At 62.5% G+C, this 22739-nt stretch carries 21 protein-coding genes and 1 tRNA gene; 5 read left to right on the top strand and 17 right to left on the bottom strand.

Annotated elements, in window-relative coordinates:
• Positions 1 to 84 precede the first annotated feature (84 nt).
• Genes PGB28_RS15525 through PGB28_RS15515 form a run of 3 tightly spaced genes read left to right on the top strand, consistent with a single transcriptional unit; the run spans position 85 to position 2269 of the window.
• Positions 85 to 564: a DUF2924 domain-containing protein gene (locus PGB28_RS15525; RefSeq protein WP_271422437.1), complete on the top strand. Its 480-nt coding sequence runs from the start codon at positions 85 to 87 to the stop codon at positions 562 to 564.
• Positions 564 to 1889 (top strand): recombinase family protein, encoded by a 1326-nt coding sequence (locus PGB28_RS15520; RefSeq protein WP_271422436.1) that lies wholly within the window; start codon positions 564 to 566, stop codon positions 1887 to 1889. Before PGB28_RS15525 ends, PGB28_RS15520 begins: the two co-directional genes overlap by 1 nt.
• Positions 1886 to 2269: a hypothetical protein gene (locus PGB28_RS15515; protein ID WP_271422432.1), complete on the top strand. Its 384-nt coding sequence runs from the start codon at positions 1886 to 1888 to the stop codon at positions 2267 to 2269. The genes PGB28_RS15520 and PGB28_RS15515 overlap by 4 nt, the downstream gene beginning before the upstream one ends.
• A 3-nt stretch (positions 2270 to 2272) precedes the next feature.
• Here the strand turns inward: PGB28_RS15515 and PGB28_RS15510 are convergent, their stop codons facing one another.
• From PGB28_RS15510 to PGB28_RS15440, 15 genes are all read right to left on the bottom strand, one after another.
• Entirely contained in the window at positions 2273 to 3109 is an 837-nt protein-coding gene (locus PGB28_RS15510; protein WP_271422431.1) for a DUF3883 domain-containing protein, read from the bottom strand.
• Between the two features lie 349 nt (positions 3110 to 3458).
• A tRNA-Ser gene (locus PGB28_RS15505) sits at positions 3459 to 3548 on the bottom strand.
• A 131-nt stretch (positions 3549 to 3679) separates the two neighbouring features.
• Positions 3680 to 4414, bottom strand: coding sequence for an alanyl-tRNA editing protein (locus PGB28_RS15500; protein WP_271422430.1), 735 nt, complete (start codon positions 4412 to 4414; stop codon positions 3680 to 3682).
• The gene (locus PGB28_RS15495) at positions 4411 to 6831 is read right to left on the bottom strand and encodes a DUF3772 domain-containing protein (RefSeq protein ID WP_271422429.1); all 2421 of its coding nucleotides are present in this window, start codon (positions 6829 to 6831) and stop codon (positions 4411 to 4413) included. Before PGB28_RS15495 ends, PGB28_RS15500 begins: the two co-directional genes overlap by 4 nt.
• Positions 6831 to 7865, bottom strand: coding sequence for a cysteine synthase A (locus tag PGB28_RS15490; RefSeq protein WP_271422428.1), 1035 nt, complete (start codon positions 7863 to 7865; stop codon positions 6831 to 6833). Before PGB28_RS15490 ends, PGB28_RS15495 begins: the two co-directional genes overlap by 1 nt.
• 53 nt (positions 7866 to 7918) lie before the next feature.
• Positions 7919 to 9061 carry an NUDIX domain-containing protein gene (locus tag PGB28_RS15485; RefSeq protein ID WP_271422427.1) on the bottom strand — a complete coding sequence of 381 codons (1143 nt, stop codon included), beginning with the start codon at positions 9059 to 9061 and terminating at the stop codon, positions 7919 to 7921.
• Between the two features lie 6 nt (positions 9062 to 9067).
• Positions 9068 to 9508, bottom strand: coding sequence for a TrgA family protein (locus PGB28_RS15480; protein WP_271422426.1), 441 nt, complete (start codon positions 9506 to 9508; stop codon positions 9068 to 9070).
• Positions 9508 to 10716 (bottom strand): SAM-dependent methyltransferase, encoded by a 1209-nt coding sequence (locus PGB28_RS15475; protein WP_271422425.1) that lies wholly within the window; start codon positions 10714 to 10716, stop codon positions 9508 to 9510. The genes PGB28_RS15480 and PGB28_RS15475 overlap by 1 nt, the downstream gene beginning before the upstream one ends.
• Positions 10717 to 10793: 77 nt before the next feature.
• Complete coding sequence (locus PGB28_RS15470) at positions 10794 to 12215, bottom strand: cryptochrome/photolyase family protein (protein WP_271422424.1); 1422 nt, start codon at positions 12213 to 12215, stop codon at positions 10794 to 10796.
• A 162-nt stretch (positions 12216 to 12377) separates the two neighbouring features.
• Positions 12378 to 14030, bottom strand: a complete 1653-nt coding sequence (locus tag PGB28_RS15465; RefSeq protein ID WP_271422423.1) for a BCCT family transporter — start codon at positions 14028 to 14030, stop codon at positions 12378 to 12380.
• Positions 14031 to 14100: 70 nt separating this feature from the next.
• Positions 14101 to 14517: a universal stress protein gene (locus PGB28_RS15460; RefSeq protein ID WP_271422422.1), complete on the bottom strand. Its 417-nt coding sequence runs from the start codon at positions 14515 to 14517 to the stop codon at positions 14101 to 14103.
• Positions 14518 to 14945: 428 nt separating this feature from the next.
• Positions 14946 to 15938 (bottom strand): acryloyl-CoA reductase, encoded by a 993-nt coding sequence (gene acuI, locus PGB28_RS15455; RefSeq protein WP_271422421.1) that lies wholly within the window; start codon positions 15936 to 15938, stop codon positions 14946 to 14948.
• Positions 15939 to 16032: 94 nt separating this feature from the next.
• The gene (locus PGB28_RS15450) at positions 16033 to 17136 is read right to left on the bottom strand and encodes a dimethylsulfoniopropionate demethylase (protein ID WP_271422420.1); all 1104 of its coding nucleotides are present in this window, start codon (positions 17134 to 17136) and stop codon (positions 16033 to 16035) included.
• A gap of 78 nt (positions 17137 to 17214) precedes the next feature.
• Positions 17215 to 17880 carry a DUF1326 domain-containing protein gene (locus PGB28_RS15445; protein ID WP_271422419.1) on the bottom strand — a complete coding sequence of 222 codons (666 nt, stop codon included), beginning with the start codon at positions 17878 to 17880 and terminating at the stop codon, positions 17215 to 17217.
• 12 nt (positions 17881 to 17892) lie between these two features.
• Entirely contained in the window at positions 17893 to 18645 is a 753-nt protein-coding gene (locus PGB28_RS15440) for a DUF2182 domain-containing protein (RefSeq protein WP_271422418.1), read from the bottom strand.
• 94 nt (positions 18646 to 18739) lie between these two features.
• On the opposite strand from PGB28_RS15440, the gene PGB28_RS15435 reads away from it, so the two are divergent.
• The gene (locus PGB28_RS15435; protein ID WP_271422417.1) at positions 18740 to 19456 is read left to right on the top strand and encodes a FadR/GntR family transcriptional regulator; all 717 of its coding nucleotides are present in this window, start codon (positions 18740 to 18742) and stop codon (positions 19454 to 19456) included.
• Positions 19457 to 19490: 34 nt separating this feature from the next.
• Positions 19491 to 19718: an N-(5'-phosphoribosyl)anthranilate isomerase gene (locus PGB28_RS15430; protein ID WP_271422416.1), complete on the top strand. Its 228-nt coding sequence runs from the start codon at positions 19491 to 19493 to the stop codon at positions 19716 to 19718.
• Between the two features lie 95 nt (positions 19719 to 19813).
• Here PGB28_RS15430 and PGB28_RS15425 read toward each other — a convergent pair whose 3' ends face one another.
• Together PGB28_RS15425 and PGB28_RS15420 are read right to left on the bottom strand one after the other, a co-directional pair.
• Positions 19814 to 22234, bottom strand: a complete 2421-nt coding sequence (locus PGB28_RS15425; protein WP_271422415.1) for a GcvT family protein — start codon at positions 22232 to 22234, stop codon at positions 19814 to 19816.
• A gap of 136 nt (positions 22235 to 22370) precedes the next feature.
• The gene (locus tag PGB28_RS15420) at positions 22371 to 22613 is read right to left on the bottom strand and encodes a hypothetical protein (protein ID WP_271422414.1); all 243 of its coding nucleotides are present in this window, start codon (positions 22611 to 22613) and stop codon (positions 22371 to 22373) included.
• Between the last annotated feature and the right edge of the window lie 126 nt (positions 22614 to 22739).

Here is a 22739-nt window from a genome sequence, read left to right as displayed (position 1 = left end):
GGCAGACGCCCGACGACGCATAATGGGCGGGCTTGGAAGAGCAAAAAGCAGCATGAAACCTAAACCCGATACACCTTAGATGCGCTGCAAACCTGTCCGAAAAACTGGGACCACTTCAATCAAACCGTCCTAGCGCGCCTGGCCACGCTGAAGGCCATGTCGGTCAGGGATCTGAAAGCCGAATGGGAAAAACTTTTCGGCAGTGCCGCGCCGAACAACAGCCGGACCTTTTTGGAAATCCGCATCGCCTATCGCACCCAGGAACTGACCTACGGCGGCCCTGACCGGGAAACGCGCCGCATGCTGGACCTGCTCGCCGATGAGGTCGAAGGCGTCGCACACCGCAAAAATCAGATCGCCGATCCGCGCAATCCCGTAGTGGGCACCAGACTCATCCGGGAATGGGACGGGGTCGAGCACACCGTCACCATTCTGAAAGACGGTTTCGACTGGCAGGGCCGGAAGTTCAAATCGCTCTCGGCCGTGGCCCGCGCCATCACCGGAACGCGCTGGAATGGCTATCGCTTTTTCGGCCTGCGCGAACGCAAGCGGGAGGAAGCATGATGGACATCAACGCCCGCCCCAACCGCCGCCTGCGCTGTGCGATCTACACCCGCAAGTCGAGCGAGGAAGGGCTCGACATGGAATTCAACAGCCTCGATGCCCAGCGGGAGGCCTGCGAAGCCTATACCGCCAGCCAGCGATCCGAGGGCTGGGTTGCGACCCGCGAACGCTACGACGATGGCGGTTTTTCCGGTGGCACCCTCGAACGTCCCGGTCTCAAGCTGCTTCTGGCCGACATCGACGACGGGTTGATCGACGTGGTCGTTGTCTACAAGATCGACCGCCTCAGCCGCTCGCTGATGGATTTCTCCAAGCTGGTCGAGATCTTCGACCGCAACGGCGTCACCTTCGTGTCGGTGACGCAGTCATTCAACACCACCACGTCCATGGGGCGGCTGACGCTGAACATCTTGCTCAGCTTCGCCCAGTTCGAGCGCGAAGTTATCGGCGAGCGGATCCGCGACAAGGTGGCGGCATCGCGCAAGCGCGGGATCTGGATGGGCGGCTATGTTCCGCTGGGTTATGATGTGCAGGATCGAAAACTGTTGGTGAACGACGCCGAGGCCGCATCGGTCCGCCGCATCTTCGAGCGGTTTGTCGAACTGGGATCCGCGACGGTTCTCGCGCGCGAACTCCGCCGCGACGGCTTCCGCAACAAGCAGGGTACGCTGATCGACAAGGGCTACCTCTATCGGCTCCTGAGCAACCGCGTTTATCGTGGTGAAGCCGTCCACAAGGGCAAGGCTTATCCCGGCGAGCACGACGCCATCATCGATGACGACCTCTGGGATCGGGCGCACGCCATCCTGCAGGAAAGCCCACGCAAACGTGCAAATAACAGCCGGTCGCGGATCCCCGCGCTCCTGAAAGGGCTGATCTTCAGCGACACCGGCGCGGCCATGACGCCCACAAGCACCAAGAAGGGTGCGAAGCTTTACCGCTACTACGTGTCGATGGACGTCATCCGGAACCGCGAGACCGGCGAAGAGACCGCTCCGATGCGGCTCGCGTCTGGAATGGTTGAGGATGCGATCGTGACCGAGGTCCGGCGCGTCCTGCAAACGCCAGAAGTCGTGACGAAGGTGATCACGGCCCTGAACCAACAGGATGGCGCGGTTTCGGAGGCGGGCGCCATCACGGCATTGCATGAATTCAGCGCGCTCTGGGCGCAGCTGTTCCCAGCCGAGCAGGCACGGATCATCCAGCTTCTAATCCGTCGTGTCACCGTCACAGCCGACGGCTTGGAGGTGGATATCAGGCGCGAAGGGATCGCAGGCGTCATCCGCGAGATGGTCGCGCCACGCAGTCAAGAGGCCGCCGAATGACGCATGCCGATGACACAATCCGCGTGCTGATCCCGTTGAAGGTCCGCAAGAAGAACGGTCGGCCAAAAATAATGCCGCCCGCCAACTATCTGCCGAGCGAGGACCAGACGCAGGATCCGCATGTCCTCCGCGCCATTGGGCGGGCGTGGGGTTGGCGGCGGCGCATGGACACTGGCGAATTCAACACGATCATGGAACTGGCCGAAGCCGTCGGTCTGGCCGAACGCCATGTCAGTCGCCAGTTGCGGCTGGCCTACCTCGCACCGGAGGTACTCAAGCGGCTGACCTGCGGGTGCGAGCCGTTGGCGGTCAGCCTGTACGATCTGTGCTTTCTCGCAGGAGAGGCTTGGCCAGAGCAAGAACAGCGCGGGTTCAGTTAGATTCTAATGAAAGCTCGCCTGAAAGGCCGTCGCGGTCAACGAGACATGGGCATCTAGCGGCGGGCGCAAGTCAAATGCTTTCGGCTCACGCGAGAAATTCCAGAGACGGAACAAGCACCATTCTGACCGGCGCTCTTCGGCGACCGCCAGTTCATTGCGGGAAATGTAAAAGGGCGTTCGTTCCCAGCCATTTGGCGTTTTCACCTCGATCAAACGCTCCTGTCCGTCCGGCGTAAAGCTGGCAATGTCGTACCCGGCACCGTCACCATCCTCTTCGGAAATCCACCGCACTTTGCGCGCCAGATCATCTCGACCGGCCACTTTCAAAGCGGACCGTTGGTGTGCAACGACGCGCTCTTCTCCCGCACGTCCGAGGGCGCGGTTGCGTTCATCCCGACCCGCCACGTCGAACTTTTTAGCGACATGCAGCATCTGCTCCAGTTCCAGCGGCGGCGGCTGGTTCGACAGCGTCGGTGACGGTCCAATCCAGATCTGCGCAGCCTCGCGCAAACCATTTGCTGATCGCGAGCCCGGCATCCGCCCAAGCCAGGCCGGGTTCCATGCCAACCAGCGCGCCACAGCATCGACCAAGATCATCTGGAAATTGAACGCTGGCTTGTAGCCGGGGATCCAATCTTCGCCGAGCCCCTTCAGGACCGCGCTGATATTCTGATGCTTGAACTCGATCGAGCCTTCCGTTCGGCTCCGCAAAAGGGGCATCAAACTGCGCCGATGCTGAGCCTTATTGTAGGGACGGCCCGCCATGTCCTCGGCCAGCATCGCGAAGTAATCCGCGACGATCAGATCGTTTTCTGCATCTGTCCAGGGCTCGTTCGACATGCAGCCAGGCTATGGACGGAAAGTCTGTTTGTCATCAACGACTTCACGCGACCGTTCGCACCATTTCGAAGAACCACGCCGCCTTCGAGTGTCTCCGTTTGCTTTGATAGCGGTCGAACCGGCCTCAACTGCGGCGCAACCCATTTTTGGCAAGCATCTGAAAAGACGACCATTTTCTGATGCGTCTCGATTTGGGTGAAGGGCGGGTGAAAGGAGACGCGGGGCGTTCGGAGACCAATTTCGGGCCAACGGCCAGTCTCCGAAAGTCGGATGGCTCAGCTAAACCCCTTTGAACCAAAAAGAAAAAAGGCCCACGCTGGGGCCTCGTCTCGGGTTCGCGAATAGTTTGTGGCGGACAGTGAGGGATTCGAACCCTCGAGACGGTTTCCCGCCTACACACTTTCCAGGCGTGCGCCTTCGACCACTCGGCCAACTGTCCGTGGGGCGTCTCTTAGCCTTGACCCCTAGGGAGTTTCAAGAGGCAAAGGCGCTTTTTCCCGCGCCAAATCGCCGAAATCTTCAAAAGATTTCGGACCGATTTCTTTCAAAGAAATCGTGACCTTCCCGCGCTCAGTCGTCGAGCAGCACGCTCACGCGGCGGTTCTGGCGGCCTTTCTTCTCGATCTTGCCAAGGCGGATCGCACCGATTTCCCCGGTCCGGGCCACATGCGTGCCGCCGCAGGGCTGCAGATCGACCTGATCGCCGCTCTTGCCAATGCGCACCAGACGCACCCGCCCCGTGCCGCGTGGCGGCTTGACCGACATGGTCTTGACCAGTTCCGGCGTCGCGTCCAGCACCTCGTCGGTGACCCAGGTCTCCGACACCGGCAGGTCGCGTTCCACCAGCAGGTGCAGCGCCTCTTCGATCAAGTCGTGGTTCTGCGGCGCCTCGGGCATGTCGAAATCCAGCCGCCCCTTGGAGGCCGAGATCGACCCGCCCGTCACCGGCAGCGGGATCACCACCGAGAGCAGATGCAGCGCCGTATGCACCCGCATGTGGCGGTGGCGACGTTCCCAGTCCAGATGCTGCACAAGATGGGTGCCTGCGTCCGGCAATGGCAAAGGTTCCGCCGGGACCAACACGATGGCCTCGCCCTCGCCCTTGACCGTGGTGGCAATGGGCATCTCGGCCTTGTCCCAGACCAGCACGCCACTGTCGCCGGGCTGCCCGCCCCCGGTGGGGTAAAAGATCGACCGGTCCAGCACGATCCCGCCCTCGGCGGTGTGGCCGATCACGCGGGCGGGGGCTTCGCGCAGATAGGGGTCTTCACGAAACAGCGGCTGGCTGGTCAGGGTGTCGCTCATGCCTTGGCCTCCGTGTCGGGTGTGTCCTTGGGGTCGGAGCCATCGTCGGGCTTCGGCGATGTCGCCAGCGCCTCGGGGTTGCGCAGCCAGATATCACGCTGGGCAAAGGGTATCTCGATGCCCTCTTTCACAAAGGTCTCGGCAATCTGGTGATTGAGCTCGGAGCGCACCGAAAGCGACGAATTCACATCGCGCAGGATCACCCGCAATTCGAAATCCAGCGAATCCGCGCCAAAGCCCTGGAACACCACGTAAGGCTCGGGATGCATCAGCACCATGTCATGATGGCGCCCGATATTGAGCAACAACCGTTCCACCAGCCGCGTATCGGTGCCATAGGCCACGCCCACCGGGATGATCACCCGACCAATGGCGTTGCCGCGGGTATAGTTCGACACCCGGCCCGACACGAAATCGGCGTTGGGGATGATCACGTCATAGCGGTCAAAGGTCTCAAGCTTGGTCGAGCGGACCGAGATGCGTTTGACCGTGCCATGAATGCCGCCCACTTCGATCCAGTCGCCCTCGGCAATCGGGCGCTCGATCAACAGGATGATGCCGGAGACAAAGTTCGACACGATGTTCTGCAGGCCAAAACCGATCCCGACCGACAGTGCACCGGCAACGATGGCCAGTGATGACAGGTCCAACCCGGCGCTGGTAATCGCGATGATCGCGGCAAGGAAAATCCCCACATAACCGATCCCCGACACGATGGCGTTCTGTCCGCCCGTGTCGATCCGCGTCTTGGGCAGGATGGAATTGCGCAGCGCTCCCTGCAACAGCCGCGTGGCCATGTAACCAACGATGAAAACAACCGCGAGCACAAGGAAATCGGTGGGCGAAATGCGCGTATCGCCAATGGCAAAGCCTTCGCCAAACCGGGTCCAGATCTCGGTCAGGTCCGCCACGCGCGCGCCCCAGATCAGGCCCAGCACCGGCAGGGCCAGCAGGGTCAGCACAAAACCGATCAGCACCGCGATCAGGCTGTCTGCCTCATCCTCGGTCTGCCCCATGACCAGACGGTAGAGATCATTGGTGAAGCGCTGCAGCACCAGCAGCAGCCCCCAGAGCGCCAGCGAGATCACCGCCGGGAACAGCAGGCTGGTCGCCGCCACACCATAGCCCGCCAGCGCCAGAACCGGGCTGATGAGGGCGATCACGATGGCAATCCGGCCTAGCAGTGCCACGATCTTGGCACGCACCGCGCGTTCGGTGTTTTCGCTGTCGAACAGGATATGCTTGATCAGTAACTGTCCCATGCGGAACAACATCAGCGCCGTCAGACCAATCACCGGAACGTCGATCACCGCGACCGTTGCCTCGGAAAAGCCTTCGTAGCGGGCCACAACGTCAATCGCGCCGCGCGCCACCAGAAGAATACCCAAAAGGGTGGCATAGGCCCGTGCCTCGCGGCGGTGCGCGCGGTCCATGGGCAACATGCGGTTGCCGTCATGCTGCGAAAACAGCCGGTCCGCCAGCCAGCGCACCCCAAGGATGATCGCCCCCCAAAACGGCACAGGTTCGAGAAGCAGCGTCATCTGCACGCCCGGAATGCCCGAGACGACAATCGCCTCGACCAGCGCATAAAGCCCGACCAGCGGCAGGATGATCTGCCCGACCGAGACAAGAAAGCTGAACACCGCGCCACCCCGGCGCGACCGGTCGCGCATCCAGTAGCCCGCCGATTTCGCCCAGACCCGCCCCCGCAGGAGCAGAACAAGCCCCACCGCCAGAAGCAACAGAGATGTGGGAAGGTTGCGGCGCAATTCCTCGCGCTGGGTATCCGTGGTCCAGGCGCGGCCCAGCTCGCCCTTGATGGTTTTCCACGCGTCGGCAATCTCGTTATAGGCCAGCACCCAGCTTGCCGGGTCCAGCGGGCTTGGCCCCAGCCGGAACAGCGCGTCGGCCTGCCGCGCGCGGATCAGCGCGTCAATCTCGCGGATCAGCCCGTCCGCCCGTTTATAGGCTTCGACCGCGGCCAGTTCCGGCGCGCGCAGGCGGGCAAGCTGGTCATTCAGCTCGCTGCGCCGCTCGGCAACATCGGCAGGCTCCTCTTCACCCTCGGCGGGCGCGGGCCCCAGCGCCTCGATCTGCGACTGGATGGTGCGGATGCGCGATTGATTGACATTCTGCGCCTCAAGGAACTGTGCGCGATATTCCACGATCTGGCTGCGCAGCGCTTCAAACGCCGAGTTCGATGCGCGACCCGCCTCAATGGCGGCTTCGGCGCGCGTGGCCAGCCGGTTCCATGTGTCATAGTCGATCTCGGCCCGTTCCGCCGGGATCGCGGTCCCGGCTTGCGTGCCGACCTGCGGCAGGTCTTCGGCCTGCGCATGCAGGGGGAGCGGTGCCACCAGTGCCACACCAAAAAGCCATGCCAGCACACAGACTGACCACAAGATGTTACGTCGCATCACGCGTCCTCGAAAACTCCGGGAATCGATGCCGGGGCCCGGCTCAGCCAGTCCGGCGTCGGCAGCCCTTTTTCCTTAAGAAAATCGACATTGAACAATTTCGACTGATATCGGGTGCCATAGTCGCACAGCACGGTCACAATGGTATGTCCCGGTCCCAGTTCGCGGGCCAGGCGCATCGCGCCCGCAACGTTGATACCAGAGGACCCGCCAAGACACAGCCCTTCTTCCTTGAGCAGGTCAAAGACAATCGGCAGCGCCTCGGCATCGGGAATGTTATAGCTGAAATCGGGGGTGAAGCCTTCGAGATTGGCGGTGATGCGTCCCTGCCCGATGCCTTCGGTGATCGAGCCGCCCTCGGCCTTGTGCTCGCCCGTGGTGTAGAAATTGTGCAGCGTCGCACCGTCCGGATCGGACAGCGCGATTTTCACGCCCTTGGGCTGCAACGCCGCGGCCACACCGGCCAGCGTGCCGCCTGACCCTACCGCACAGGTAAAGCCGTCCACCTTGCCGCCGGTCTGCTCCCAGATCTCGGGGCCGGTAGTCTCGATATGGGCCTGACGGTTGGCCACATTGTCGAACTGGTTGGCCCAGATCGCGCCGTTCGGTTCGGTTTTGGCAAGCTCTTCGGCCAAACGCCCGGAATAGCGCACGTAATTGTTCGGGTTGCGATAGGGTGCGGCGGGCACCTGCACCAGCTCCGCCCCGGCAAGGCGCAGCATGTCCTTCTTTTCCTGACTCTGCGTCTCGGGGATTACGATCACCGTGCGGAACCCCATGGAGGCCCCCACCAGCGCAAGCCCGATCCCGGTATTGCCAGCCGTGCCCTCGACAATCGTACCGCCGGGGCGCAGCAGACCCTTTTCCACCGCGTCGCGAATGATGAACAGCGCCGCACGGTCCTTGACCGACTGGCCCGGGTTCATGAATTCGGCCTTGCCCAGAATCGTGCATCCGGTCAGCTCACTGGCCTTCTTCAATTTGATCAGCGGGGTTTGTCCAACCGCGTCGGCCAGATCGGATGCAATGCGCATGGTGCGTCTCCTTCACACGTGTCTAGGATGTGTAGGCGGCACGGCAGGTGAACTCAAGGGCGCGCGGCCCCGGTTTCGCCACGGAAATGATCGCGTTTTCGTGCAAGCCACAGCAGCATGGCGCTGAGTGGCCCAACATTGATCTCGCCGCTGTCCAGCAGCTCCATCACCCGCTCAAAAGTCAGGACATGCGAGCGGATATCCTCGCTTTCGTGATCCAGACCGGCCAAGCCGCCCCGCCGTTCGCCCAGATCACAGATCGCAAGATAGCAATGAAAGAATTCGGTGGTGTAACCGGGCGAGGCATAGACCTTCATCATCGGCACCAGATCACCCAGGCTCAGCCCCGCCTCTTCCTCGGCCTCACGACGGGCGCAATCTGCGGGGGCCTCGCCCGCATCCACCAGCCCGGCAATCGGCTCCAGCACCCAAGGGGCCGGATCACCACGCCAGAGCGGGCCAAAGCGCAGCTGTTCAATCAACAGAACCTGATCGCGGGCCGGGTCATAAGGCAGGACCAGCGCCGCATCGTAAGAGACAAACACTTCGCGGCTGATCCGGTCGCTCATCTGGCCATCAAAGCGACGATAGGCGATGTCAAAGGGCCGAAGCCGGAAAAACCCGTCAAAGCCGCCGCTTCGGGCAGACAGGACGATGTCCCCCGCCCCGTCACCCCGCCGCAACACGGTCGGCGCGGTCCGCTTGGCCAGCATCTGGCTCCACGCACGCGCGCGTATCCACGGAAACAGCGCGTCGATCTCGGCAGGCGTGGCGTCGGGGTAACGGTCCATCACCTCGCGCGCCGCATGTAGCGTCAGCTCACCATATCGCGCCGCCCAATCGCCCAGGTCCCAGTCCGCACCGGGCGTCCAGCGGCCCTCGGCCGGGACATAAAGCTCTGCCGCGCGCGGGCCTGCATCTGTCTCGACCGACACCTCGCGCAGCGCATAATCGAAACCGCCTTCGTAAAAGGACAGGCGCGCGCGCTCCTCCTCTGTCACGTCGCACAGCACAACGCCCGTCGCGGTTCCGTCTGCAACCTGAAGGATCATCGGGAAAGGCGCATCCTTGACCCAGTGCACCGCCCATCCCGACAGTTGCGCGGGCCGCACCCGGTGTTCTGCCACGTCGCCGCCCAGCACGCAGGCCAGCAGCGGACCATGACACAAGGTCCCGAAAAAAAACAGATCAGCCACCTGCACCTATCTCCAGCGCAGCGACACGATATAGGTGACGAAGCCAGTGGCAAATCCACCGATCGCAAGGGCCGCGATCACCGGAATGGTGAACACGACGGCACCGAACTCCACCCCGATCTGGAACACCGCGGCCACCGCCTCGACCGGACCGTCATAGCGGTGGCGCATGGCCAGCCGGATCATTTCGTTCGAGGATTGCAAAAACAGCGACACCCCGGTCAGGATGCCCGCCCCGGTCAACCCGTAGCTCACCCCCTCGGCCATGGTTTCCATATGCTGCCGCCCGACATAGACCCATCCGGTCACCAGACCGATCAGGACATTGAGCGGCCGGAAAATCCCGAAATCGGTCCCCTCGGGCATGAGCGGGACCACCATTCCCGAAACAAAATACGCCAGAGCCGCAAGACAGATCGCGGCAACGAGTTTCGGGATCGTGGGCATCAGGTGGCGGGCCTTTGTATCGTGATCTGAGTCACGTCGCAATTTCCGCTGTGAAAGGTCGCAGCGCAAGAGGTGAGATAAAAATTCCACATCCGGCGGAACCGATCGTCAAATCCCAGCGCCGCAACCTCGTCCCAACGGGCGTTGAACGTATCATGCCAGCGGCGCAGGGTCTGGCTGTAACTTTCGCCGAATTCGACCGAGCGCATGACGCCCAGCCCGGCCTTTTCGATTTCCTGCCGCAGCACCACGGGCGAGGGCAACATGCCCCCCGGAAAGATGTATTTCTGGATGAAATCCACCCCGCGCCGGTATACGTCCCAGCGCTTGTGCTGGACCGTGATGATCTGCAGCGTCGCGTTGCGCCCGGGTTTGAGCCGCTCGCGCACCGTGTTGAAATAGGTGGGCCAGTATTTCTCACCCACCGCTTCGAACATCTCGATGCTGGCGATGCCGTCATAGGTGCCGCGTTCATCGCGGTAATCCTGAAGCTTGAACGTCACCTGTTCCGACAGCCCGGCCCGGGCGATCCGCTCCTGCGCATAGGCAAATTGTTCGCGGCTGATGGTCAGCCCGGTGACCTTGAGCCCGCGTTCGCGCGCCGCATATTCCGCAAACCCGCCCCAGCCACAACCGATCTCAAGCACGTGATCGCCGGGCTGCGCGCCCATCTCGTCCACAAGCTGCGCGTATTTCGCGGTCTGTGCCGCCTCAAGGCTTTCCTGGCTGGTGCGGAACACCGCCGAGGAGTAGGTCATCGTGTCATCCAGCCACAGCCCGTAGAACTCGTTGCCCAGATCATAGTGATAGCTGATATTTTTACGGGCCTGTTTGCGGCTGTTGGATTGCAGCCAGAAGCGCAGTTTTTCATAGGCCCGCACCAACCCCATGCCCGGGAAACTGTCATACAGCTCCATATCCGCATGGGCCAGATCGAGAAAGGCCATCAGGTCCGGCGTGTCCCACCAGCCATCGACATAAGCGTCACAAAAGCCCAGATCACCCTCGCGGATCAGCCGCGCAAACAGATCGTCATTGTTGACAATCAATTCCGCCACCGGGCCGGGCGCGCGCCCCTCGGCCCGGAACCTTCGGCCATCGGGCAGCACGAAATCCAGCCGCCCCTGCGACAGGTTGCAGGCCATGGCATAGACGCGCGCAAAATAGCGTGGCAGTTTCGTCTGGCCGTCCAATGATGTCAGGATCATGGGCGGATCCTCCCCCTCAATGGTTAACAGATTAGGCAATGCAGGCGCGCTCTGGCAAGTCATGGTCATGGGCGGTCTCAGAAGCTGCGGTTTTCATAAGCCGCGAGCGCGCGTTTGCGCCCCTCGGCGTGATCCACAATGGGATCGGGATAGGGATCACTGGCCGCCATTCCCCAACTGCGCGGAATGGCGTCGAAATAGCTCAGCGCCGTGTCAGGCGGGTTGCCCTGCCCCTCGGCGATCCAACGGCGGGCGTAGGTACGGTCGCGGTCGAATTTGTCGAGCTGGGTGACCGGGTTGAACACCCGGAAATAGGGTGTCGCATCCGGGCCGGAGCCTGCCGACCATTGCCAGCCCATGGCGTTCGACGCCGGGTCCCAGTCGGTCAGGCAATCCTCGAACCATTTTTGGCCGATCCGCCAGTGGCACAAGAGATGCTTGGTCAGATAAGACGCCACGATCATCCGCGCGCGGTTGTGCATGTGGCCGGTGACATACATCTCGCGCATCGCGGCATCGACGAATTGGATACCTGTCCGGCCCTGCTTCCACGCCTTGACCTCGGCGCGGCGCTCATCCTCGTTCCATGGGAAAGCATCCCAGTCTTCGCGCCAGTTGCGGGTGAGCAGACGCGGCGTATGCACCATCAGGTGATAGGCAAATTCGCGCCAGACCAGTTCCTTCATAAAGGTTTCGGCCCCACGCTTGCCCTCTTCACGTGCGCGGATCGCGGCGTGCCAGCATTGATGCGGGCTGATTTCACCAAGAGCGAGGTTTTCCGACAGGCGCGAAGTGCCGTCCACGCCGGGCAGATCGCGGGTGTCATTATAATCGCCCACTTTGGAGGCCATGAACGCCCCCAAACGCCCCTGCGCGGCGGCCTCACCCAGTTGAACATGCGCGCGGACAACCTCTGCCCCGCGGTTCATCGCATGTCCGAGACTCCAGCTCTCCAGCGTCTCGCTGTCGGGCCAAGTATCGGGCGCGGGAATGCGCGACGGCGCAGAGCGCGGGGCCTCGACCTCGCGGGTTTTCACGGCGTTCCAGAAAGGTGTGTAAACCTTGTATGGCCCCCCGGTCTTGGTCTCGACGCTGGTCGGCTCAAACATCAGGTGCCCGCCAAAGCTGCGCGCCTCGATGCCGTATTCCTTCAGGCTGGATTTCACCTCGGTGTCGCGGTCAATCGCCGTTGGATCATAGGCGCGCTGCCAGAAGACGCGTTTCGCCCCTGTCTCGTCCAGAAGGGTGCGCAACACATCCAGAGCCCGTCCAGACCGCAGGATCAGCCGGCTGCCCGTGTCCGCCAACGCCCCGGCAAACTGTTCGATCCCAAGGCCCAGCCGCCATTTCGGCGCGGCACCCAGATCATCGACGCTGTCATCGCGGATGAAGACCGGAATGACCGGACCGCCCGCCGCGCAGGCCGCCAGCAAAGCCGCATGATCGCTGAGCCTCAGGTCGCGCCGGACCCATAGAATTGTCGCTGAATGATCGCTCACGTCCCGCCCTCTTTTCTCTTCTACGTCAGGGGTTTCGGGGCGGATCATAACTTTCTTGTTTCAGAAGGCTCAATCAGGCAGCCCTGGCTGATTGGCCACCCGGAACACAAAAAGGCCCCCACGCGGGAGCCTTTCGCTTTTTCAGTGTCGGGCGGCCCGATGTCAGCCGCGTTTTTCCGTGCGCAGGCCCTTGACGATCGCCACGCAGATCAGCAGCAGGATCACCGTGAACGGCAATCCGGTCGAGATCACCATCGCCTGCAAGGCCCCGAGGCCCCCGCCGATCAACAGCGCAATCGCCACCAGCCCTTCAAAGGTGCACCAGAAGATCCGCTGCGGGACGGGTGCGTCCACCTTGCCGCCTGCGGTGATCGTGTCAATGACCAGCGACCCGGAGTCCGACGAGGTCACAAAGAACACGATCACCAGGATGATCCCGATGGTCGAGGTGATTGCCGACAGAGGCAGGCTTTCGAGCATCGCAAAGAGCGACAGTTCCGGCACGTAATTGTCGATCACCTGGCTTTTCACCGCCGAGTCCGCGCCATTGGCGACCATGTCATTGATCGCGGTGCCGCCAAATACGGCCATCCACAACACACAGACCAGCGACGGGATGATCAGAACGCAGGTGATGAATTCACGCACGGTGCGGCCACGGCTCACACGGGCGATGAACATACCGACAAAGGGTGACCAGGAAATCCACCAGGCCCAGTAGAAGGCGGTCCAGCCCTGCATGTAACCGGTGTCTTCACGGCCATGCGGGTTCGACAGCGGGATGACCTCCTGGAAATAGGCACCGATGCCCATCACGAAATCGCTCAGGATCGCACCTGCCCCGGCGGTAAAGAGCACGAAGAGCAGAAGCAGCAGCGCGATGACCATGTTGATCTCGGACAGGACTTTCACCCCGCCATCCAGACCCCGCACAACCGAGATCAGCGCCACGGCGGTGATCACGATGATCAGGATCACCTGCACCGTCACGTTGTTGGGCACGCCATAGACATATTCCAGACCGGCATTGGCCTGTTGCGCGCCAAAACCCAGCGATGTGGCAAGACCAAAGAGCGTCGCGAACACCGCCAGCGTGTCGATGATATGGCCGGTCCAGCCCCAGACACGATCCCCGAAGATCGGGTAGAAGGCCGAGCGGATGGTGAGCGGCAGACCCTTGTTATAGGTGAACAGCGCCAGCGCCAGCGCCACCACCGCATAGATCGCCCAGGGGTGCAGCGCCCAGTGGTAAGACGTGGCCGCCAGTGCCATGCGCCGCGCGGCCTCGACATTTTCGGGGATCAGCACGCCATCCTCGGTAAAGGGCCGGACAACGCCAAGCGGCGCGTCGCCCCATGGGGTGCCAAAGTAATAGGCCGGCTCCAGCACGCCAAAGAACATCAGCCCGATGCCCATCCCGGCCGCAAACAGCATCGCGAACCAGCCCGCATAGCCATAATCCGGCGTTGCGTCAGTCCCGCCCAGCCGGACCGAGCCATAGGGCGACACGATCAGCAAAAGGCAGAAGACCACAAAGATATTGGCCGACCAGAGGAAGAACCAGTCAAAGGTTGATGTCAGCGCCGGGCGCAGCCAGCCAAAGAAATCCCCGGCCTGCGTCGGTGCGATCAGCGCATAGGCCACAAAGGCCACGATCGCGAGCCCGGAGATCACGAAGACCGGGTTGTGAATGTCGAAACCGAACGGCCCGACCCGGCCGTCGATATTGTCCTGACCGATCTGGTAATCGGTATCGATGATATCCGAATGGCCTTCCGGCTCAGGGATACCCTGGTTGTTTGTGGCGTCGCTCATGTTGACGACCTCCCCTGTTTGTTCGCTCGCGCGTCGGATGTCCCCACCCCGCGCCGTTTCCCGATGCGCCTCAGTCGCGCACCACCATCACAGAAGCCTTGGCATGTCCGGCGATCTTGCCGCCATTGGACGGCCAGACATAGTCGACAATTCCCGGTACATGGCTGGCCATCACGACAAGATCGGGGGCCAGTTCCCCGACCGCCCGAAGCAGAACATCATCCACGTCAACCGTCGGATCATGGGCGATCGCGGCGTGGGATCCGGCCTCCACGCCATGCACTTCGCCCTGCGCGGCGGCAAAACGCGCCAGTTTTTCGGCGAACTCATCGGGGTTGTGCGCCACAGAGCTTGGCGTGTTGCTGGTGACCCCGAGATAGGTCACTTTCGCCCCGTAATGCTTGGCCAGATCCGCGCTCACCTGTAACGCCTTTGACAGCGTCTCCTCATGCGCAAGATCCACCGGTACGATTATGTTGGTGAACATCCATTCCTCTCCTGTCAACGTGCGGCGGCCCTTTGGGCTCGGCACATCCGGAGCGTGCCGGATGGCCTGCACGGATTGCGGTCGATCACGCCCCAACGGCGCATTCGATAAGCTCACGCTAACGCGAAAACACCATGCATCGCAAACAGGCACGGCGCTTTGTCACGAGAAAACGACACCTGTGAAATGCATGAATTGATCTAACATACTGTATTTATTCAATATACTTGGTGTCCATTTTTGTCATTTCCGTCGGGTCAGCCGGTCTGCTGTGATTGCGTCAATTTTGTTGACGGGATCGGCATGAATGAGACCGCGCCGCGCGATAGCGCTGTCTTTCCTATCGGCACGGCCCAGAATGCCCCGACATGACAACGCCCGGACCATGGCCCGGGCGTCGTTACATTTCTGTATGTCTGTTGCCTGCCTCAGGCGTTCACATCCACAACAACCCGGCCCTTGACCTGGCCCTTGAGAATGTCGCGGCCCAGTCCCGGCAGGTCCGAAAGCGTCGCGGGCTGCACCATGGCCTCGAGCTTGTCCATCGGCAGATCGCGGGCAATCCGCTCCCAGGCGCGCAGCCGGTTCTCATAGGGCTGCATCACGCTGTCGATGCCCAACAGGTTCACACCACGCAGGATGAACGGCGTGATCAGCGCGCCCTCGATGGCCGCGCCCCCGGCAAGGCCAATCGCCGCCACAGAAGATCCGTATTTCATCTGTTTCAGCACCCGGCCCAGCATGGCACCGGCCACCGCATCGACACAGCCCGCCCACATCTCGCTTTCCAGCGGCTTGCGGGTCACCTCGGTCAGCTCGTCACGCGGCACGATCTGGGTCGCGCCCAGTTCCTGCAAATAGGCCCCCTGATCGGGACGCCCGGTGACGGCGGCCACCTCATGGCCCAGATTGGCAAGGATCGCCGTCGCGACCGAGCCAACGCCCCCCGCAGCCCCGGTCACCAGGACCGGCCCATGCCCGGGCGCTAGCCCGTGATCTTCCAGCGCCATGATCGCCAGCATCGCGGTCAGCCCCGCAGTGCCCACCGCCATCGCCTGACGCGTATCAATCCCATCCGGCAGCGGCACCAGCCAATCGGCCCGCACCCGCGCTTTCTGGGAATAGCCCCCCCAATGTGCCTCGCCCACGCGCCAGCCGGTCAGCACCACCTTGTCGCCGGGCTTGTAGCGGTCATCCGAGCTCTCCTCGACGGTCCCGGCAAAGTCGATCCCCGGCACATGCGGATACTTGCGGACCAACCCGCCCCCCGGCCCGATGCACAGCCCGTCCTTGTAGTTCACCGTCGAATACTCGACCGCAACCGTGACTTCGGCCTCGGGCAGATCCGCCTCGGTCAGATCTTCCACCGCCGCGGACGTCTTGCCGCTTTCCTCGTCCTTGCGTACCAACAATGCCTTCATCGCGCCTACTCCTGTACTTCTTGTCGTTTCCAAATACCTCGGGGGGCACCCTTAGGGCGTGGGGGCAGAGCCCCCTCCCCGCTCTGATCCCCTCTCAGGACCAGAATGTTTCATGTACCGTCACGGCCTGCACCCCCTTGGGCGTCACCACGTCCACCTCGCTGCCGGCATCCCAATGGGTCATCTTTACCATGCCGATGGCCACATTGGTGGCAAAATCCGGGGACCAGGCCGCGCTGGTGACGCGCCCGACATAGCGATCCCCCGCCATGAGCGGCCACGCCCGGTCACAGGGCGGCACCGCATCGCCGTGGATCTCGATGGCGCGGATCTGTTTGACCGGGCCTTCCTTGGCCACGCGCAACAGCGCATCACGCCCCACACAACCGATCGCCGTATGGGTGTTACAGAACCGGCCCAGCCCGCATTCATGCGGCGTGTTGGCGGCGGTCATGTCATTGCCATAGCTCAGCAATCCGCCCTCGATCCGCTCGATCAGGTTGGGACAGCCCGCATGTACGTCCAAGTCCTTTCCCGCCTCCATCAGCGCGTTCCACAGCGGCATTCCGATATCACCGCCCTCGACATAGATCTCGAAGCCCCCCTGTTTCGAATAACCCGAGCGCGCCACCACCAGCGACCGGCCATGGAAATCGAACCAACCGAAGCGGAAAAAGCGCACATCCCGCACGCTGTCGCCAAAGACCCGCGCCATCAGCGCGTCGGCTTTCGGCCCCTGCACCGCCAGCGGCGACACGTCCGGCTCATCCACCAGCACATCCAGCCGGAACCCATAGGCCAACCCCTTGACCCAGTAGAGCAGGTCACTGTCGGCAATGGAGATCCACCAGCGGTCCTCGGCCAGTTTCACCGCCACCGGGTCGTTCAGCATGCCGCCGGTCTCGTCCACGATGGGCACGTAGAAACACTGCCCCGGCATCATGCCGCGCAGGTCGCGCGGGGTGAGCATCTGCATCAGCCGCCCGGCATCCGGCCCGCGCAGCTCCACCTGCCGCTCGCACGCCACGTCCCAGACCTGCACCGCGGCCTTGAGATGGCGGTAGTCTTCTTCGATGGACCGAAACATCGTCGGCAGGAGCATGTGGTTATAGACCGTGTAGCCCTTGACCCCGGCCGCCTCGACGCCGTCGGAAAAGGGGGTGCGCCGCAGCCGACGCGAAAGAGAAATGACCGCCATCCGTTCAGACCCTTGATATGACGATTGCAAACACGCCCGCGACGCGATGCGCGGGCGCTTTGAGCAAGGTTTTTGGACTTAGCGCGGACCGTGCCAGTCGATCTGACAGATTTCTGCCGATCGCCCGTCAAAGTCCCAGACCCGGCCATAGGCGCGCAGCTTGCCTTTGCTGGCCGTGGCCACGGTGATATCCGGCCCCATCCAGTACTGGGTGTTGGTCACCACCAGATCGCTGTCGGCGTCCTTGCCCGCCACCGGATGCACCACGCCTTCGATCTTGCGGCCCACGGTGATGTGGCGCGCCTTGCCGTCGGTTTCATAGGTGACCGGCTGGCGCTCGGCACCGAGGATCTCGCCCACCAGAACCTTGAACAGGCCCGTTGTGCCCTTGGCCTTGCCGCTGAAAATGTTCAGCAACGCGTCATAGGCCTCGTCGCTGGCGCGGTCGTCGATGAACAGCGCCACTTTCCAGTTGCCGCGCCCCATCATGCCCGGGATCTCGATCATCAACCCGATATTCAGCCCCGACAGGTCGATATCGCCGTAATGGCCCTCGTCAATGCGAACCCCGCCCCATGTCTGGCAATGGCCTTCGGTCGGCGGGTGCTGGCCAAGGCTGATCACGCAGGGACAGAACACGGTGCAGTTACAGTTCAGCACCAGTTCCCCCTTGATGGCCCAAGGCACCGTGCCCGGTGCGCCCTGGCCGGTTTCGGCGATGTCTTTGGTGGTCGTGTCGCTCATCTCATCCTCCCGTCAGAGCGCCACCCAGAAGCCCGCGCCAATCAGCGCGACCCCGAGCGGTCGTGTCAGGTACCGCCCGATATCGGGCAGTTTCTCGAAAATCATCAGAACCGTGGCCAGCGCCATGAAGGCGAGGCTCATCACGCCGCCCACGAAAGCCAGCATCATCAGCGCCCAGCAGCAGCCCAGGCAGACCGCGCCAAGGCGCAAGCCGTTGCGCCACGGGCCTTCCTCGTAATGCGCCATAAAGAACGTCACCGGGTGGCGGCATTTCGACAGGCAGGCTTCCTTGAGGGCGCTGAACTGATAGCCGCCCGCCACGATCAGCAGCCCGGCGGTGAGCCACCGCGATTGGCTCTGGCCCAGCGCATCCACCGCGCCGCTTAGAAACAGGGCCATCTGCGCCCCTGCCGCGATCACCGCAAAGCCGAGCCAGACCGTGAGATACCCCGCCACCAGCTTGCCGAAATCGGTCTCAGCCCCGGAGTGACGCAGGTCGTCATAGGTGGCAAAGGCGGGCAACGCCGTGGGTGCCATCATCGCCGCCGACATCAGCGCCCACATCAGCAGAACCCGTGCAAACCCCGCGGCATCCGGCGTCACGGTGCACAGGCTTTCCCAGAAATCCGCGCCGTAGACACGGCTGAGCGCGCGCATCTCGGCCGGGACAGACATGAGCCAGAGCACGACCCAGGCCAGCGCGATGCCCCCGAACAGCATCAGCCAATGGGTCTGCCCCATGGATCTGATCCGATCTGCAATCATGCGCCCCTCTTCCGACTTCTTGGCCCGACTCACATGTCTTGCATTTAAATTGTCAGACAATTAAAAGTCTGACAATTGAAAAAGGAATTTCGACGTGACGTCAGACCTCTCGGCCCAGATCGCCAAAGCCATCCGCGATGCCATCATCGAGGGTCGGCTCATCGTCGATGAACGCCTGCCCTCCGAGGCCGAACTGGCAGACCAGTTCGACGTCTCCCGCCCCACCGTGCGCGAGGCGCTGAAACGGTTGGCGGCGCAATCGCTGATCCGCACCCAGCGCGGGGCCTTTGGGGGCGCGTTCGTGAACCGGCTGAGCTATCCGGATGCCTACGCCCAGCAGATCACCACCTCGACGCTTTTGCTGTCGATGAATGAGGTGAGCTTTGACGTGGCCTGCGAAGCGCGCTTTGCGATGGAACGCGCTTGCGCGCCCTTTGCCGCCCAGCGTCGGCAAGCCGATCATCTGGCCGCCATGCGGGCCGAGATCACCCGGCAGGGGGCCGAGGGGCTGACCGATGAGGCGTTCTGCGCCTCTGACGTGGCCTTTCACCGCGCGCTGGTGGATGCGGCGGGCAATCCGGTGCTGTCCTATCAACTGGCCGGCGCGGTCGAGGCGATGCAGCCGTTGATGAACATGATCACCTTCACGGCGCGCAACCGGGCGCGGATCATCGGGCTTCATACGGACATCGCCGATGGGCTGGAGGCGCGCAATGCCGCGACCGTCGATCAGGCGCTGGCGGAGCTTGCGGCCTATACCGAGACGCTGGGCCATGACGTTCTGGCGGCGCGGGCCTCTAAAGAAGCGTAAAGACCCGTTAACCGTGATCTGCAAGGGTCACGGCATGACACAGACCTGCTCCCCTCTGGATCCAGACATTTGGTTGAACGATTTGTTCCGCTCCAAGGCCGCCATGCGCGGTGAAGTGATCCGCCGCAAGGTGCGCGACATTGAGCGCTTTGTGGGGTGGGAGGCCTTTCGAGCCGAATTGGATCGACGCGGCTTCCGGGCTGTGGAGAACTCCGGCCAGATCGTGATCTTCTGCAATCAGGCCCCGATCCGGCCGGTTTGAACCACCGATTTCTTTTGAAGAGTGAGGCAGAGAAAACTGTCTGGGGGACAGTTTTCCTGCTGAACGGACCGAAATCTTTTAAAGATTTCGGCACCTTAAGCCCGCAGCTTCTCACCCTTCGGATCAAACGGCGGCTCGCTCAGAATCACCGCCCGGTGCGGACGGCCCAGCACCATGACCTCGACCGTATCGCCCGGCGCGGCGCCCTTCACATAGCCCAGCGCCAGAGATTTCCCGACCGTGTAGCCATAGGTGCCGGAGGTCACGCGCCCCACGCCCTGCCCGTCCTTGAAGATCGGCTCACCGCCCGTCGCATCGGCATTGCTGGCGGCAGTATCCTCCTCGGACAGTTCCAGGATCACAAGCTGTTCACGCGCGGGATTGCCAATGATCGCCTCGACCGCCGCCTTGTTCAGGAAATCCTTTTCCAGCTTCACCAGCCGGTCCAGCCCCACCTCCTGCGGCCAGTATTCCGGGCTGTATTCGCGCGACCACGAGCCATAGCCCTTTTCCACGCGCAGCGACATCAGCGCCCGGCTGCCCACCGGCCCTGCGCCAAAGTCTTTGCCCGCGTCGATCAACGCACCGTAAAGCTTGGCCTGATCTTCCGTCGCGCAATGCAGTTCCCAGCCCAGATCGCCGGTGAAAGACACCCGCAGGGCCACACACTCCACCCCGGCAATCTCGATGCGCTGCGAGCGCATGAAGGGGAAATCCTCGGTCGCCAGAGAGGCATTTGTCAGCCGCTGCAACAGGTTCCGCGCCTCGGGCCCCGCCACGTTGAAGCCGCAGACCGCCTCGGTCAGGCATTCAAACGTGATACCTTCGGGCAGCGGCACGGCCTTGAAAAAGCGGCTGTGATAGCGTTCGGCCATGCCGGACCCAATGACCCAGAACTCGTCCTCACCCAGCCGCGTCACTGTGAAATCCCCGGCGATACCACCGCGCTTGCCGATCAGCGGCGTGAGGCAGGACCGGCCCACCGCCTTGGGCATGTTATTGGCAAAGACCGCGTTCAACCATTCGGCCGCGCCCGGACCTTGGACCCGGTATTTGGCGAAGTTCGAGATGTCGATGATCCCCGCCTTGTCGCGCAGCATCCGGCATTCGTCCCCGACCGGCGCCCACCAGTTCTGGCGGGTGAACCCATCGGTGTCGCGCGTCCCCGGCTCAGGCGCGAACCACAGCGGATGCTCCCAGCCATAGTTCAGCCCCATCACCGCGCCCATGTCTTTCTGCATGTCATGCACGGGCCGCGTGCGGACCGGGCGGCCCGCCTCACGTTCCTCGTTCGGGAAATGTATCTTGAACCGGTGCGCGTATTGGTCCCCCACCCGCGACTTGGCGAATTTCGCATCGGCCCAATCGCCAAACCGCGCCATGTCCCAGGCGAAGAGGTCATATTGCATCTCGCCCTCGACGATCCATTGCGCCGCCATCAGCCCCATGCCGCCCGATTGCGAAAAGCCCGGGATGATACCGTTGCAGCAGAAATAGCCCGGCAGTTCCGGCACCGGTCCCATCAGCACATTCGAATCCGGCGACCAGATCATCGGGCCGTTGATCACCCGCTTGATCCCCGCCTCGCCCACCACCGGCACCCGGTCGATGGCGCGCATCATGTTCTCCTCGATCCGCTCCAGATCATCGGGAAAGAGATCATGGGCGAAATCCAGCGGCGTGCCGTGCTCGGCCCAGAATTTCAGGTCGCGCTCATAAGCCCCGATCAGCAAGCCCTTGCCCTCTTGGCGCAGGTAATATTCCCCGTCCCGGTCCGCAACCGACGGCAGACGCCGGTCCATCCCGGCAATCTCGGCAATGGTCTCGGTCACGAAATACTGGTGCTCGGTCGGTTGCAGGGGCAGTTTCAGCCCGGCCAGCGCCGCCACCTCGCGCCCCCAGAGACCAGCGGCGTTCACCACCCATGGCGTGTGAATGTCGCCCTTGGGCGTGCGCACGAACCAGGTGCCATCGGGCTGCGCCTCGGTCGCGGTGACCGGCGTAAAGCGGTGAATCTCCGCCCCACGCTGCCGCGCGCCCACCGCATAGGCATTGGTCACGCCCGAGGGGTCCACATTGCCGCCATCGGGTTCATACATGATGCAGCGGATGCCGTCGAAATTGACCAGCGGGTGCAGGCGTTCGGCCTCATCGCGGCTGACCTCGTGGAAATTCATGCCATACAGCCGCGCCTTGGCCTCTTGCAGGCGCAGCTGGTGTTCCCGCTCGACCGTCTGGGCGAGGTAGAGCGAACCGGGCTGGAACACGCCACAGCTTTGCCCGGTTTCCTCCTCAAGCGACTTGTAGAGCGACATCGTGTAATGCTGGATGCGGCTGATATTGGTGCTGTCATGCAGCCCGTGAATATTGGCCGCCGCGTGCCAGGTGGAGCCGGAGGTCAACTCGTCACGCTCCAGCAGGACCACATCGGTCCAGCCAAGCTTGGTCAGGTGATAGAGGATGGAGCAGCCGATGACGCCGCCGCCGATCACGACGGCCTGAGCATGGGTACGCATATTGGGTTCCTTGGTCGGTTTGGCCAAGAGTTACGCTCCAAGCGGCGCGAATGTTGCCGGAACCCGACCTGTTCTGTCGCTGTGAGGCAAGGAAGAAGAATTGACCTCTCGCACCTGCTATTGAGGGGCGAAGCGATCAACCGTCGCAGGCACACCCATTTCCAACACGACAGGTCTTGCTGCGCGAGATGCAGGAATCGCCACAAGCCTTGCCCTTGCGACACGTCTTGCAGCAGCTCTGATAGGTGGCAACCGGCTTATCCAGGATCAGCACACGCTGCATGAACTGATCGGGGTCAACAAGCTGCTCGCGCGGCTCATCGGCAAGCGATACGGTCGGAACAGCAACCATTGCAAGAACAAGAATCAGGCGCTTCATGAGACGGTCCTCGGCTTGAAATGTATTTTCGCGTTAAAGTTTTGTTAACCAACATTAACGCACCTGACGCCAAGTGGCAACAAATTCGCGCAAGCCGATCACGACAAATTCTGTCGCATTCCCGCT

This window comes from Primorskyibacter aestuariivivens, from assembly GCF_028023675.1.
In the GTDB taxonomy this organism is placed as follows: domain Bacteria; phylum Pseudomonadota; class Alphaproteobacteria; order Rhodobacterales; family Rhodobacteraceae; genus Marinovum; species Marinovum aestuariivivens.
Note: the sequence above shows the minus strand (reverse complement) of the source record. Positions and strands in the feature narration are given on the sequence as shown.

Bases quoted from the DNA above. Each gene is read 5' to 3' on its own strand.
- PGB28_RS15440 (WP_271422418.1), bottom strand. From the start codon at position 18,645: ATGATTGCAGATCGGATCAGATCCATGGGGCAGACCCATTGGCTGATG.
- PGB28_RS15515 (WP_271422432.1), top strand. From the start codon at position 1,886: ATGACGCATGCCGATGACACAATCCGCGTGCTGATCCCGTTGAAGGTC.
- PGB28_RS15490 (WP_271422428.1), bottom strand. From the start codon at position 7,865: ATGCGCATTGCATCCGATCTGGCCGACGCGGTTGGACAAACCCCGCTG.
- PGB28_RS15445 (WP_271422419.1), bottom strand. From the start codon at position 17,880: ATGAGCGACACGACCACCAAAGACATCGCCGAAACCGGCCAGGGCGCA.
- PGB28_RS15475 (WP_271422425.1), bottom strand. From the start codon at position 10,716: ATGATCCTGACATCATTGGACGGCCAGACGAAACTGCCACGCTATTTT.
- PGB28_RS15420 (WP_271422414.1), bottom strand. From the start codon at position 22,613: ATGAAGCGCCTGATTCTTGTTCTTGCAATGGTTGCTGTTCCGACCGTA.
- acuI (WP_271422421.1), bottom strand. From the start codon at position 15,938: ATGAAGGCATTGTTGGTACGCAAGGACGAGGAAAGCGGCAAGACGTCC.
- PGB28_RS15460 (WP_271422422.1), bottom strand. From the start codon at position 14,517: ATGTTCACCAACATAATCGTACCGGTGGATCTTGCGCATGAGGAGACG.
- PGB28_RS15430 (WP_271422416.1), top strand. From the start codon at position 19,491: ATGACACAGACCTGCTCCCCTCTGGATCCAGACATTTGGTTGAACGAT.
- PGB28_RS15465 (WP_271422423.1), bottom strand. From the start codon at position 14,030: ATGAGCGACGCCACAAACAACCAGGGTATCCCTGAGCCGGAAGGCCAT.
- PGB28_RS15425 (WP_271422415.1), bottom strand. From the start codon at position 22,234: ATGCGTACCCATGCTCAGGCCGTCGTGATCGGCGGCGGCGTCATCGGC.
- PGB28_RS15520 (WP_271422436.1), top strand. From the start codon at position 564: ATGGACATCAACGCCCGCCCCAACCGCCGCCTGCGCTGTGCGATCTAC.
- PGB28_RS15500 (WP_271422430.1), bottom strand. From the start codon at position 4,414: ATGAGCGACACCCTGACCAGCCAGCCGCTGTTTCGTGAAGACCCCTAT.
- PGB28_RS15480 (WP_271422426.1), bottom strand. From the start codon at position 9,508: ATGCCCACGATCCCGAAACTCGTTGCCGCGATCTGTCTTGCGGCTCTG.
- PGB28_RS15510 (WP_271422431.1), bottom strand. From the start codon at position 3,109: ATGTCGAACGAGCCCTGGACAGATGCAGAAAACGATCTGATCGTCGCG.
- PGB28_RS15495 (WP_271422429.1), bottom strand. From the start codon at position 6,831: ATGCGACGTAACATCTTGTGGTCAGTCTGTGTGCTGGCATGGCTTTTT.
- PGB28_RS15450 (WP_271422420.1), bottom strand. From the start codon at position 17,136: ATGGCGGTCATTTCTCTTTCGCGTCGGCTGCGGCGCACCCCCTTTTCC.